At 71.2% G+C, this 12,742-nt stretch carries 8 protein-coding genes and 1 pseudogene; 4 read left to right on the forward strand and 5 right to left on the reverse strand.

Annotated features, from left to right (window positions below; genetic code table 11):
* A pseudogene (locus A5704_RS21485) lies at positions 1-2,086 on the reverse strand (cation-translocating P-type ATPase); the annotation flags it as partial.
* Between the two features lie 148 nt (positions 2,087-2,234).
* Here A5704_RS21485 and phoU point away from each other — a divergent pair.
* From phoU to mgtA, 3 genes are read left to right on the forward strand one after another with little or no spacing between them, the layout of a single operon-like run.
* Complete coding sequence (gene phoU, locus A5704_RS21490; protein WP_067890943.1) at positions 2,235-2,900, forward strand: phosphate signaling complex protein PhoU; 666 nt, start codon at positions 2,235-2,237, stop codon at positions 2,898-2,900.
* 37 nt (positions 2,901-2,937) lie between these two features.
* Positions 2,938-3,930, forward strand: a complete 993-nt coding sequence (locus A5704_RS21495) for a magnesium transporter CorA family protein (protein WP_067752765.1) — start codon at positions 2,938-2,940, stop codon at positions 3,928-3,930.
* Positions 3,927-6,557: a magnesium-translocating P-type ATPase gene (gene mgtA, locus A5704_RS21500; RefSeq protein WP_067890946.1), complete on the forward strand. Its 2,631-nt coding sequence runs from the start codon at positions 3,927-3,929 to the stop codon at positions 6,555-6,557. Before A5704_RS21495 ends, mgtA begins: the two co-directional genes overlap by 4 nt.
* A gap of 10 nt (positions 6,558-6,567) precedes the next feature.
* Here mgtA and A5704_RS21505 read toward each other — a convergent pair whose 3' ends face one another.
* Both A5704_RS21505 and A5704_RS21510 read right to left on the reverse strand, forming a co-directional pair.
* A complete protein-coding gene (locus A5704_RS21505; protein WP_231969195.1) occupies positions 6,568-6,765 on the reverse strand; it encodes a hypothetical protein in 198 nt (65 codons plus the stop codon).
* Between the two features lie 100 nt (positions 6,766-6,865).
* The gene (locus A5704_RS21510; RefSeq protein ID WP_067752758.1) at positions 6,866-7,216 is read right to left on the reverse strand and encodes a DUF732 domain-containing protein; all 351 of its coding nucleotides are present in this window, start codon (positions 7,214-7,216) and stop codon (positions 6,866-6,868) included.
* 167 nt (positions 7,217-7,383) lie between these two features.
* Between A5704_RS21510 and A5704_RS21515 the strand changes: the two genes are divergently transcribed.
* Entirely contained in the window at positions 7,384-8,301 is a 918-nt protein-coding gene (locus A5704_RS21515; RefSeq protein ID WP_067890948.1) for a PHB depolymerase family esterase, read from the forward strand.
* Positions 8,302-8,393: 92 nt separating this feature from the next.
* On the opposite strand, the gene nei2 is transcribed toward A5704_RS21515, so the two are convergent.
* Positions 8,394-9,149, reverse strand: coding sequence for an endonuclease VIII Nei2 (gene nei2 / locus A5704_RS21520; RefSeq protein WP_067752752.1), 756 nt, complete (start codon positions 9,147-9,149; stop codon positions 8,394-8,396).
* A 13-nt stretch (positions 9,150-9,162) separates the two neighbouring features.
* Positions 9,163-12,742: helicase-related protein (locus A5704_RS21525; protein ID WP_067890951.1), on the reverse strand; the 3,580-nt coding region annotated here is incomplete at its 5' end.

A 12,742-nucleotide genomic window follows, 5' to 3' on the forward strand; every position in this document is an offset into this window, starting at 1 on the left:
GCAGGGCGCTGGCCGCCGCGCCGGTGGCCAGCAGCGGCGTGATCGGGTCCGCCAGGTCACCGCGCATCTCCTCGGCGAAGTCGCGGATGTTGTTCCAGGACGCCGCGGTCGCGTCGTGCAGGACGCGAAGCGGGGGCACCCGCTGCCACCGCGCGGGAATCTCCTCGCGGTCCTCGTCGACCGGGCGGGGCAGTAGCCGCTGCACCTCGGTGACCGGCAACGCGTGCCAGTCGTGGGCGGTTTCGGGTTCGGGCAGCGGGTCCCGCAGGGTCTTCACGGCCGCCCGGTAGCCGAACCACAGGCTGGCGACCATGCCGACATTGACCGACGCCGAACTGCGGCCTGGCACACCGGGAATCAGCATCAGCGCGCCGATCGCGGAGGCCGAGGCCGACAACCGGACCGCGCCCTCGGTGGCGGCGCGCGCGGCGGGCAGCGCGTGCAACATGCGCCAGGCGCCGGCCAGGTCCTTCGCGACCACGTCGGCGGCCCAGGGCGCGGGATGCCCGGGCCGCAGCACCCCGATGGTCACGTCGGACCGGTGCGCCCCCCGCATGCCCGAGGTGGTCAGCAGCGCCACGGTGTGCCCGGCGGCCTTCAGTTCGGCGACGGCCGCCGCAACCGCGTGGTCGATCGATCCGTCCGCGGGGTAGAGCTGATCGAAACCCTGTGCCAGGGAACGCAATCCGTCGTCGTCGAGGGAATAGACCCGCGGCTGGGAGCGCCGCGCCTCGGTGAGCACCGCCGCCGCGAACGGATCGCGGACCGGGCTGATCAGGGCCTGGCCGACGTCGCCGGCTCCCGGAATGTCGGCCAGCTGATGCCATCCCGGCTTCATGCCGTCGCTGTCGAGCGCGGCCCGGACCGCCGCCCAAGCGTGTGCGCGTGCCGAATTCTCCACGCCCAGAACGCGACTGACCGTGAGCTCGTCGGTGTACAGGGCTCGAGGGTCGACCATGATCGCGTCAATCCGGTCGAGGGACCGCAACACGCCCGGACGCAGCACCAGCGCGTCGTGGCGGCTGGTCAGGCCGAGGTTCATCGTGCAGCCGAACGCTTCCCGCACGGTCCGCAACGGTTTGGGGACCGCGGCAAGCGCGGCGGCGCCCGCCGCGTCGGGGTTGCGGGTGAGCAGGCCGACCGCGGCGGCGGCGCCGATGCCGGCCAGTCCGGCGCGGTTGGCGTAGCGTTCCGCGGGCCCGTCGGGCGGCGACGGGTTGCCGACGGGGGTCGCGGCCGCGTCGTCGGGCACCGGTTGGCCGGCCAACTCGGGTTCGTGTCGACTCCACGCCAGCCTGCCGTTCCACGCCTCGGCGGCCAGCATGGTGCGGGTGGCGGCCTCGGCGGCCGCCGCCGTCGGCGACAGCGTGAGCGCCGCGGTGGTGGCGTTGACGATGCCGAACAGCACGTCGGTGCCCTCGGGCCCCAGGCGCCGCTCCAACTCGCGGCGCAGCCGCGGCAGATGGTCGGCCACCGTCGGCGGCACGGCCACCAGGTCGGGCAGCCGGGGCAGCCGCAGCAGGCTGCCCGTCAGGGACAGGCCGAAGCCGACCGAGGCGGCCGTCGCCGCCACCATCCGGCCCATCAGCAGCGCGTCGTCGCCCGGCAGGCTGGCCGGGTTCGCCCGCGCGGCGCGAGCTCGGCGGGGCCGTTCCGCGCCGGCGACGGCCCGGCACAGCTCGGCCGTCGAGGGACCGTCGTCCGCCACGGTCACCACCAGGCGCGCCAGGGCGGGGTTGAGGTGGGCCCGCTCGACGCCGGGCAGCGCCCGGACCGCCGCCAGGACCGCCGCCGCGATGTCCGCGGCGCGCTCACCCTCCAGCCCGCGCACCTCGATCCAGCGCCTCGGTCCGTTGGCGCTGACGCGCCGGGCGCGCGGCCCGCCCGCCGCCTCCAGCACCGCACCCGCCGCGGCGCGGGTGAGCCCCGGGACATCCGGCGTCGCGCGCACCAGCGACCTGCCCATGCTCGTCGCGACGTTGCCGCCCAACAAGGCGGCGCCGGCGGCGATCTCGGCGCTGAGGGCGGCGACGCGCAACGGCGCCGTCAGCAGTCCCAGTCCAGGGAGGCCGCGTCGTGTGCTCACCGTGTTCTCTCGGCTCGGATGGATGGTCCTCGATATGGTGACAGCGGCAGGTTAACCGGCGGTGGCGCGGGCGGGAGGAGTCATTCAGGCTCTTTTCGGGTGCCTTTCGTCCCTTGCGAAAAGCGCTCGCATTGGCCACCGTTGCGCTATGCGAACCGCTTACCACCACCAGCTCGAAGAGTTGAGCGTCCAGCTCGGCGAGATGTGCGGCCTGGCCAACGAAGCCATGAGGCGCGCTACCAGGGCATTGTTGGAGGCGGACTTGGACGCCGCCGAACGGGTCATCCGCGAGCACGACCAAATGGTGGTGATGCGGGGCCGCGCGGAGCGAGAAGCGTTCGCGTTACTGGCACTACAACAACCGGTTGCCGGAGAGTTACGGGCGATCTTCAGCGCCGTCCAGATCATCGCCGACATCGAACGGATGGACGCGCTGGCGGTGCATGTCGCCAAGATCGCCCGGCGTGAACACCCGAATCGGGCACTGCCCGACAAAGTCCGCGCGTGTTTCGCCGAGATGGCCGAGGTGGCAATCGCGTTGGGCGACAACGCGAAACATGTATTGATATCCCACGATCCGGAACAGGCCGCGCGGCTTCGCGAACAAGACGACGCGATGGACGAGCTCTACCGGCAGCTGTTCAGCGTGCTGCTGGACCAGAACTGGACGGACAACATCCCCGCCGCCGTGGACGCCGCGCTGCTGGGCCGCTTCTACGAACGCTTCGCCGACCATGCCGTGGAAGTCGGGCGCCGCGTCATCTTCATGGTCAGCGGCGACCTGCCCGAGCAAGACGAGATCTCCACCTACTGACACGGCGGCGGCTGGGCCGGGCTGAGAAGATAGCGTCGTGCAGGGCAACATCCAGGGCCGCGTGTGGCGCCACGGTAAGCCACAGGACGACTTCACCTTTGACGACATCTCGGAGTACCTCCGCGAACCCGACACCCTGGTGTGGGTGGACCTGTGCGCCCCCGACCACGACGCGCTGTGTGACCTGGCCGCCGAACTCGGCCTCAACACCTGGGCCGTCGAAGACGCCGTCGCGGCCGCCGAGCGGGTCAAGGCCACCGCCTACGAGACGCACACCTTCTTCACGGTCTATGCGGTCGAGGTGGCGGCGGAGGCCGCCGACGAGCCGGGGCGAATGCTGTCCATGCACCGGATTTCGGCGTTTGTGCTGCCCCGCGGCCTGATCACCGTGCGCCTGACGCCGGACTTCGACATCGCCGCGGTCACCCGGCGATGGGAGGAGATCGGCGCCCAGCAGTACGGGGTGGGCGCGCTGGTGCACGGCCTGCTCGACGTCGTGGTGGACAGTCATTTCGCGGCGGTGGAGGCCCTGGACGACTGCGTCGAATCCATCGAGGACGAGCTGTTCGACGGCAGGCCGCGCCAGGCCAGCTTTCAGCGCCGGACATTCCAGATGCGCCGCGACCTGGTGGGGCTGCGGCGGGTGGCGCTCCCGATGCGGGAGGTGGTCAACTCGATCCAGCACCACCGGCACGAGGTGGGGACCGCCCCGGAACTGGACCCGCTGTACGCCGACCTGTACGACCACGTGCTCCGCGTGTCGGAATGGACGGAATCGTTGCGGGACATGGTCACAACGATTTTCGAGACCAACCTGTCGCTGCAGGACGCGCGGCTGAACACCATCATGAAGAAGCTGACCGGATGGGCGGCCATCATCGCGGTGCCCACGGCCATCACGGGGTTCTACGGCCAGAACGTGCCGTACCCGGGCTTCGGTCACCTCGCCGGGTTCATCGCCAGCACCAGCCTGATATTCGTTCTGATGGGCGTGATCTACCTGATGTTCAAACGCAGGGATTGGCTATGACAACAGAGGTGTTACCGGGTTCCGCGGCCCCGACCACGACGTCGGTCGCGGCGGCCCCGGTCGACGAGGTGCTGCGCTCACTGGACAGCTCGGCGGCGGGACTGTCGAGCGCGGAAGCCGCTGCCCGGCTGACGCGGTACGGCCCCAACGCGGTGCGGACCCATCGCGTCAATCCCCTTGCGGTGCTTGGCCGTCAGCTGCGCAACGCGGTTCTCATCCTGCTGGCCGGCACCGCGGTCGTCTCGTACTTCCTGGGCGACAGCATGCAGGCGGTCATCATCGGCATCATCCTGGTGGCCAGCATCGGCCTGGGTTTCATCAACGAGTACCGCGCCGAGCGGGCGGCCGCAGACCTGCACGCGAGCGTGCACCACAACGCCGTGGTGCGCCGCGACGGGGAGTTCGTCACGCTCGCCGTCACCGCGCTGGTACCGGGCGACGTGATCCGGCTGGCGCTGGGGGAGGCGGTGCCGGCCGACGTCCGGCTGATCGAGGTCAGCGGCTTGGAATGCAACGAGAGCATTCTGACCGGGGAGTCGACCGGCTCCGAGAAGTCGCCCGAGCCCGTGCCCCCCGGAACCGACCTGGCCGACGCGGCCGACCTGGCGTTCATGGGCACCATCGTCAGCGCCGGCGAGGGCACAGGGGTGGTGTACGCCACCGGGAGGAACGCCGAATTCGGCCGCATCGCAGCGGGGTTGGACGAGCGTCAGCCGGAAACCGGCTTCCAGGTGGGCCTGCGCCGGTTCTCCTATCTGCTGCTGCAGGTGGCCGTTGCGCTGATGGTGGTCATCTTGATCAGCAACCTGCTGTTGGCGAAGCCGATCATCGACTCGGTGCTGTTCTCGCTGGCGATCGCCGTCGGCATCACGCCGCAGCTGCTGCCCGCCGTCGTCAGCACCGGCCTGGCCACCGGGTCGCGGCAACTGGCCAAGGCCAAGGTGCTCGTCAAGCGGCTGGTGTGCATCGAGGACCTCGGCGACATCGACATCCTGATCACCGACAAGACCGGAACCCTGACGGAAGGCCGGCTGCGGATGGTCGAATCGGTCGACCCCGCCGGTGCGCACAGCGACCCGGTCCGCCGGCTGGGGCTGCTGGCCACCGATGTGGACCCGAAAACCGGTGGCGCCAGCGCCAATCCGCTCGACGCCGCGCTTTGGGAGTCGCCGCAGGCGCACGACTTGGTGGCCGGCGCCGGGCGGGTTGCGTTGCTGCCGTTCGACCACGAACGCCGGGCGACGTCGGTGCTGGTCGACGACGGCGGAACCCGGCTGCTGGTGGTCAAGGGCGCGCCCGAGCAGGTGCTGGCCCAATGCCGGGGCACCGCGGCGGCGGCAGAGGAAACCCTAGCGGCGTTGTTCGCCGCCGGGCGCAGGGTGGTGGCCGTGGCCACCAAACCGGCGCCGGGTTTGACCGCGATCACCCGCGCGGACGAGTGCGACCTGTCGCTCGCGGGCTTCCTGGTCTTCGCCGATGAGCCCAAATCCGCCGCGCGGCAATCACTCTCGAAACTGGCCGACCTGGGTATCGAGCTGAAGATCGCCACCGGGGACAACCCCCGCGTCGCCGAAAAGGTCTGCGGCGACTTGGGTCTGGCGTCCAAGGGCACCATCACCGGCGCACAACTGGACGCGCTGGACGACGACGCGTTCGCCGGTGTGGCGCAGGACCACACCATCTTCGCGCGCATCTCCCCGGAGCAGAAGGCGCGGCTGATCACCGCGCTGCGCCGCAAGGGGCGGTCGGTCGGCTTCCTGGGCGACGGCGTCAACGACGCGCTGGCCCTGCACGCCGCCGACGTCGGGATCTCCGTCGACAGCGCCACCGACGTGGCCAAGGACGCGGCCGATGTGGTGTTGCTGGAAAAGGATCTCGGGGTGCTGGCCACCGGGGTGGCCGAGGGCCGGCGCATCTTCGCCAACACCATCAAATACGTGCTGATGGGCACGTCGAGCAATTTCGGAAACATGTTCAGCGCGGCGGCCGCGTCGGCGCTGTTGCCGTTCCTGCCGATGCTGCCCAGCCAGATCCTGCTGAACAACCTGCTCTACGACACCTCGCAGCTCGCGATCCCTTCCGACCGGGTCGACGCCGCGCAACTGCAGGCGCCGTCGCACTGGAACGTCGCGTTCATCCGCCGGTTCATGTTGATCTTCGGCCCGATCAGTTCGCTGTTCGACTTCCTGACGTTCGGCCTGATGCTGGGCGTGCTGCACGCCGGCGCGGTCGAGTTCCGCACCGGCTGGTTCGTGGAATCGCTCGCGACGCAGACGCTGATCATCTTCGTGATCCGCACCCGCATGGTGCCGTTCTTCCGCAGCCGGCCCAGCGCGCTGCTGACCGTCACCAGCATCACCGTGGTCGCCGTCGGCGCCGGGCTGACGATTTCACCGCTGGCGCGGACCCTGGGCTTCACGCCGCTGCCGTGGCAGTTCTTCGCCGTGCTGGGGATGTTCGTGATCTGTTATCTGGTGCTGGTGGAGCTGGCCAAGATGCTTTTCTACAGCGAGCCGATTCACCTTGTCGGACAACCGCATCGCACCCGGGGCAGCGCGTATCGCATCCGCAGGCGCGCCGCGCGCTACCACCATTACGCCGTGCGGCGGACGCGGAGAACGAACTGAACCTCAGACCTCAGTGATGGATCTGCACCGTGGGCTGGTCCGCAAGGCCGTGCTGGATGCCCCGGTTGATCTTGTCCGTAAGGGCCGCGCTGTCGGTGGGCGACGTCTCCTCGCAACTGCAGCTGAGTGTGTTGAAGGGGCTGGGGTCGGCGTTGGCGGCGGCTGCCGTCCATCCCGCAGCCCCGAGCGTGAGTGCAACGCCGACCAAAAGTCTAGGAATCATTTGGCCTTCGAGTTCTCAGGAATTGTTTCCGAATTAAAATTTTACCCGCGCGTTTGTCACGAGCCTGTCAACTGGCTGTTAACTTTCAGGCCTGGGCGCCGTACTTCGGGCAGTACGCCCGGATGCTCACGCCCACGAAGTAGCCGGCGTGGTAGCCGTCGAGGTGGCTGTTGGTCATGACGTCGTTTGCCACCTGTTGCGGCGCTTCACCGGAGTCGAGTTGCTGGCAAACCAGGTGCCCGGAACGGATCGCCGTTTCGGGCGATTCGTAGTTGATGCCCTTGGCGGTCAGCGCGGCGAGGAACGCGTCATCGGCGGCGCTGGCGTGGGCGGCCGGGGTCGCGCCGAGCACATCCAGCAGTCCGGCCGCGGGGACCACACCGGCAGCCATCAGCAACAGCAGAAGGCTGGGGTTGCGTATCTGGGTCCTCGTCATTTCTGATACTCCCGTGACATCGAAGTGCCGTTGCTCGCTGACAGCGGGGGCTGCCCGAATATTCCCACGTTGCGGTGCCGCTTGGTGCAGGATCAATCATATTGCGATCATCGCCACACCCAGAGCACGGTTTGCTCCGCCATTGGCGTTGCCGGGATTCTGACGACATGCCGTACGTGCGTTTGTTGGCTGTGGTGCTGGTCGCGCTGTGCTTGGTGGGCTGTGGCGAGCGGCATGTGTCGGCGGCCAGCGCTCGGGACGCGTCCGGGACGTTCCGGTCCGGCGGCATGGACCGAACCTACCTGTTGCACGTGCCGCCGGGCAGCCCGGTCGGCCTGGTCCTGAGCCTGCACGGCGGCGGTGGCACCGGCAACGGGCAACGGGGACTGACCGGGTTCGACTCCGTCGCCGACGCCCATAACCTGCTGGTGGTCTACCCCGACGGTTACGACAAGAGCTGGGCCGACGGCCGCGGGGCGTCGCCGGCCGATCGCCGGCACATCGACGATGTCGGCTTCCTGGTGGGGCTGGTGGGCAAGCTGCAGAACGACTACGGCATCGCCCCGGGGCACATTTTCGTCACCGGGATGTCTAATGGCGGATTCATGTCCAACCGGCTGGCGTGCGACCGCGCCGACGTGTTTGCCGCCGCCGCGCCCGTCGCGGGCACGCTGGGCGTGGGCGTGGCGTGCAAGCCGTCGCGGCCCGTGTCGGTGTGGGAGGCCCACGGCACCGCCGACCCGCTGGTGCCGTTCAAGGGCGGGGTGGTGCGCGGTCGCGGCGGGGTCAGCCACGCCATCTCCGCCGACAGCATGGTGAGCACGTGGCGGTCCGCCGATCGCTGCCAGGGCGACCCGTCCGTCCAGGCGCTGCCCAACGTGGGGGACGGGACCGTCGTGCGCCGCTTCGACTCCACGGCCTGCGCGGCGTCGACCGAGGTGATCTTCTACCAGATCGACAGCGGCGGGCACACGTGGCCCGGCGGCAGGCAATACCTGCCCAAAGCGATCATCGGGCCGACCACCCGCGCGCTCGACGGCTCGGAGGCCATCGCGGAGTTCTTTCTGGCGCACGCGCGGGGCTAGTGGCGATCGCGAGCGCGGTGTGGCCGGGCGCTGCGGGTCGCCACCATGGGGCTCGTGGCGATCGCGAGCGCGGTGTGGCCGGGCGCTGCGGGTCAGCGCTGGCAGGACGGGCACCAGTAGGTGACCCGGTCCCCGGATCCGTCGTAGGAGATGGGGGTGCCGCAGCGACGGCAGCCCTGCCCGGCGCGCCCGTACACCCACAGCTGCCGGCCGGACCGGGTGTCGCCGGTGGTGCAGCGGTTCCACCGCAACCGGTTGAGCCACAACATGTCGCGGGCGCGTGAGACCAGCCGGTGCGGGTCGCCCACCGCGCTCACCGGCGCGGTGGGCAGGTGCCCGCTGACGAAACACAATTCGTTGGCATAGACGTTGCCGATCCCGGCCAGGACGCGCTGGTCCAGCAGCGCCTCGGCGAGCGGGCGGTCCGGGTGCGCGGCCAGGTTGGCGGCGGCCACCCCGCCGTCCCAGTCCTCGCCGAGCAGGTCTGGACCCAGGTGCGCGACGGCGTCCTCGTCGCGATCGCGTTCCAGGATCTCCAGCACGCCGAGGTCCACACCGACGGCGCGGACGGTTCCGGCTTCCAGGACGATGCGCGCCCGGTGGTCGACGCGTAGCGGCCGCTCGCCGACCCGCCAGCTGCCGTCCATCTTCAGGTGCGAGTGGATGCTCGCCCGGCCGACCCGGATGAACAGGTGCTTGCCGCGGCTGAGCACCTCGTCGACCGCCTGCCCGGTGAGGTCGACCGTCGCGTACCGCGGGACGCGGACGTCGCAGCGGGTCAGTGTGCGCCCGGCCAAGTGCTGGCGCAGGACGGCGGCGGTGTGCCAGACAGTGTCTCCCTCGGGCATGGCTAGCGCGGCCTCACCGGAGCCGGAGTCCGCGCGGCGTCCGGGCGAACCCGGCGTCGGCCAGCGCCTCGGCCACCGGGCTCGGCCCGCCCGCTTGTGGCTGCAGCGCCGGCGCCCCGTCGATGCGCTCGACCAGGATCGACGCAACGCGCCGGGAGGCGACCAGGTCGGCCAGCGCCGCGGCCGCCGCCGCGTGGGCCGCGGGGTCGTCGGTGAACGTCAGCAGGGACCGCCCGCCGCGCTCCAGGAACCAGCCCAGGTGGCCGTCGACCAGCACGACGAGCGCGCCGGCCTTGCGGCCCGGCCGGCCCCCCTCGCCGCCCGACGCGGGCCACGGCAGCGCGGCGCCGTAGGGGTTGGCCGGGTCGGCGGCGGCCAGCGCGATCGCCCGGTATTCGGGCCGCTCGGGGTCGATGCCGTCGCTGTAACTGCGCAGCCGGTCGACGGTCGACGCGACCGCGAACTGCGCGCCGCCCAACGACTCGACGAAGTAGCCTCGCTGGCATCGGCCGGCCTCCTCGAAGGTGCTCAGCACCTTGTAGAGCATGGCGAACCCGCCGCCGATCCCCTCGGCCGCCACCGCGCCCTTGGTCAGCACGCCATGGCGGCCCAGCAGCAGCTCCGCCTGGTAGTGGGCGCGCACCGTGGAATCGGGCTCCGGAGCCGGCAGGGCCGACCACCGGCCGGCGACCGTCGGATCGGCCGGGCGCGATTGCGCGTGCGCGACGCTGTATCGGCTCAGCCGCGGCGGCCGGTGCGACCGGTGCGCGGGTGCCGCGCGTTTGCGGCTGCCCACCCCGCCGAGCACGGCGCGCACCGGCGCGAACGTGTCACCGGTGACCCAGCCCGCCCAGATCAGCTCCCACAGCGCGGCTTTCAGCTCCGAGTCGGGCAACCCGCTTTGGGCGAGCTGGCGAAAGAAGTACGCACCCCCGCCGGCCAGCGTGTCCAGGATCGCGCGGTGCGCGTCGGTGAGGTCGATCTCGGCGGGCCCGGCCAGGGTCAGCGGCGCGGAATCGCTCACGTGCAGCGCGACCCAGCCGTCGCTGGCCGAGATCGACCCGGCGCCCGACCAGGTCACCTCCCCGGTGGCGAGCAGCTCGTCGAGCATCGCGGGGGAGTACTCGCGCAGCCGCGGACCGAGCACCAGCGGCTCGATCGCCGAGGCCGGCATCCGAACCCCGGCCAGCTGGTCGATCACGGACATCAGGCCGTCCAGCCCCGAATTCTGGGCGGGCACCCGGTGCCAGGCCGGCAGGAACCGCCCGTACGCGGCGGTGCTCACCGGCTCCACCTGTGCGCGCAGCGCGGCCAGCGACCGGCGCCGCAAGACGCGCAACACCTCGGCGTCGCACCACTGTTCGCTGCCGGACGCGCTGGGGGTGGCGGCGACGAAGTCGCCGCGCACCAGGCGGCCGTCGGCGGCCAGCCGGCCCAGCACGTCGGCCGTCACCCGCAGGCCCAGCCCGAACCGGGCCGCAACATCCGCCGTGGTGAACGGGGTGTGCGTGCGCGCGTAGCGGCCGAGCAGCTCGCCCAGTGGGTCGGCCACCGCCTCGGTGAACGCGGCCGGCACCCCCAGCGGAACCGGCGCCCCGACCCCGTCGCGCAGCCGGCCGATGTCCTCGATGGCCACCCACCAGCTGCGGCCGGCGAACGACACCGTCAGCGCCCGCCGCGCACCCAGCAGGCCCTCCAGCCAGCCGCCCACCTCGGCGCCGCCGGTGCGGGCGGCGATCTCGTCCTCGGTCATCGGGCCCAGCAGCCGCAGCAGGTCCGCGACGCCTTCGGCGTCGCGCGCGGCCCGGTCCTCGGCCAGGTGCTGCAACTGGCGGCCGGTCGCGGCGATGACGTCTGGGTCGAGCAGCTCGCGCAGCTCTACGCGGCCCAGCAGCTCGGCCAGCAGCGTGCTGTCCAGCGACAGCGCCGCGGCCCGGCGCTCGGCCAGTGGGGTGTCGCCCTCGTACATGAATGCGCCGACGTAACCGAACAACAGGGACGCCGCAAACGGGGAGGGGCGGTCGGTCGCGACCTCGGCAACCCGCACCTTGCGCTGGGCGATGCCGGCCATCAGTGACGTCAGGGCGGGAACGTCGTAGACGTCCTGCAGGCATTCGCGGACGGTCTCCAGGACGACCGGGAAGTCGGGGTATTTGCGGGCCACGTCCAGCAATTGGGCGGCCCGCTGGCGCTGGTGCCACAGCGGCGATCGCTTGCCCGGATGCCGGCGCGGCAACAGCAGCGCGCGGGCCGCGCACTCCCGGAACCGCGACGCGAACAGCGCCGAACCGCCCACCTCGGCCGTGACGATCGGGTCGATCTCGTCGGCGTCGAAGACGAAGAGGTCGGCGCCGGGCGGGTTGTCGCCGTTGTCAGACAACATGTCCGGCAACCGCACCACGATGCCGTCGTCAGAGGCGGTCGGCTTCTCGTCCAGGCCGTAGCGTTCCCGCAGCCGGCGGCCCACCGCCAGCGCCAGCGGGCCGTTCACCCGCAGCCCGTACGGCGAGTGCAGGATCACCCGCCAGTCGCCCAGCTCGTCGCGGAACCGCTCGACCAGCAAGGTGGTGTCGGTGGGCACCACCCCGGCCGCGGTGCGCTGCTCGTCCAGCAGCGCCCACATGTTGTCGGTCGCGTAAGCGTCGAAACCCAGGCCGGCGCACCGGGCGTCGAAGGCGTCGCGGTCCAGTCCCGCCAGCTCGCCGGTGAACGCGCCCAGCGCGGCGCCCAGCTCCGCCGGACGGCCCGCGTCGTCGCCGCGCCAGAACGGCAACCGGGCCGGCTGGCCCGGCGCGGGAATCACCAGCACCCGGTCGTGGGTGATCTCGGTGATCCGCCAGCTGGTGGCGCCCAGCGAGATGACGTCACCGGGCCGGGACTCGTACACCATCTCCTCGTCCAGTTCGCCCACCCGCGACGGCTTCTCCGCCTCGCTGGCGAGGTAGACCGTGAACATGCCGCGATCGGGGATGGCGCCGCCGGAGGTGACGGCCAGCCGCTGCGCGCCGGGCCGCGCGGTCAGCGTGCCGGTGTCGCGGTCGTAGACCAGCCGGGGCCGCAGCTCGGCGAACTCGGTGGACGGGTACTTGCCCGACAGCAGGTCGAGGGTGGCCTCGTACACGCTGCGGGGCAGCGTCACGAACGGGGCGCTGCGGCGCACCGTGTCGAACCACCGGTCGGCGTCCAGCGGCTCCAGCGCCGCCGCCGCGACCGTCTGCTGCGCGAGGATGTCGAGCGGGTTGGCCGGCACCCGCATCGTCTCGATCTCGCCGGACAGCATCCGCTGCACCGTCACCGCGCAGCCGATCAGATCCGTGCGGTGCTTGGGGAACAGCGCGCCCTGGGACACCTCGCCGACCTGGTGGCCGGCCCGCCCGATGCGTTGCAGGCCGCTGGCCACCGACGGCGGCGCCTCGACCTGGATCACCAGGTCGACCGCGCCCATGTCGATGCCGAGCTCCAGGCTCGACGTCGCGACCACGGCCTTGAGCAGGCCGCGCTTGAGGTCCTCTTCGACCAGGGCGCGCTGTTCCTTGCTGACCGAGCCGTGGTGGGCGCGCGCCAACAGCGGCTCGGCGCCGTAGGTCTGGCCG

The organism is Mycobacterium sp. E735 (assembly GCF_001666955.1).
Taxonomy (GTDB): domain Bacteria; phylum Actinomycetota; class Actinomycetes; order Mycobacteriales; family Mycobacteriaceae; genus Mycobacterium.

Coding starts and splice junctions, on each gene's coding strand:
- phoU (WP_067890943.1), top strand. CDS start 2,235: ATGCGAACCGCTTACCACCACCAGCTCGAAGAGTTGAGCGTCCAGCTC.
- mgtA (WP_067890946.1), top strand. CDS start 3,927: ATGACAACAGAGGTGTTACCGGGTTCCGCGGCCCCGACCACGACGTCG.
- A5704_RS21510 (WP_067752758.1), bottom strand. CDS start 7,216: ATGACGAGGACCCAGATACGCAACCCCAGCCTTCTGCTGTTGCTGATG.
- A5704_RS21515 (WP_067890948.1), top strand. CDS start 7,384: ATGCCGTACGTGCGTTTGTTGGCTGTGGTGCTGGTCGCGCTGTGCTTG.
- nei2 (WP_067752752.1), bottom strand. CDS start 9,149: ATGCCCGAGGGAGACACTGTCTGGCACACCGCCGCCGTCCTGCGCCAG.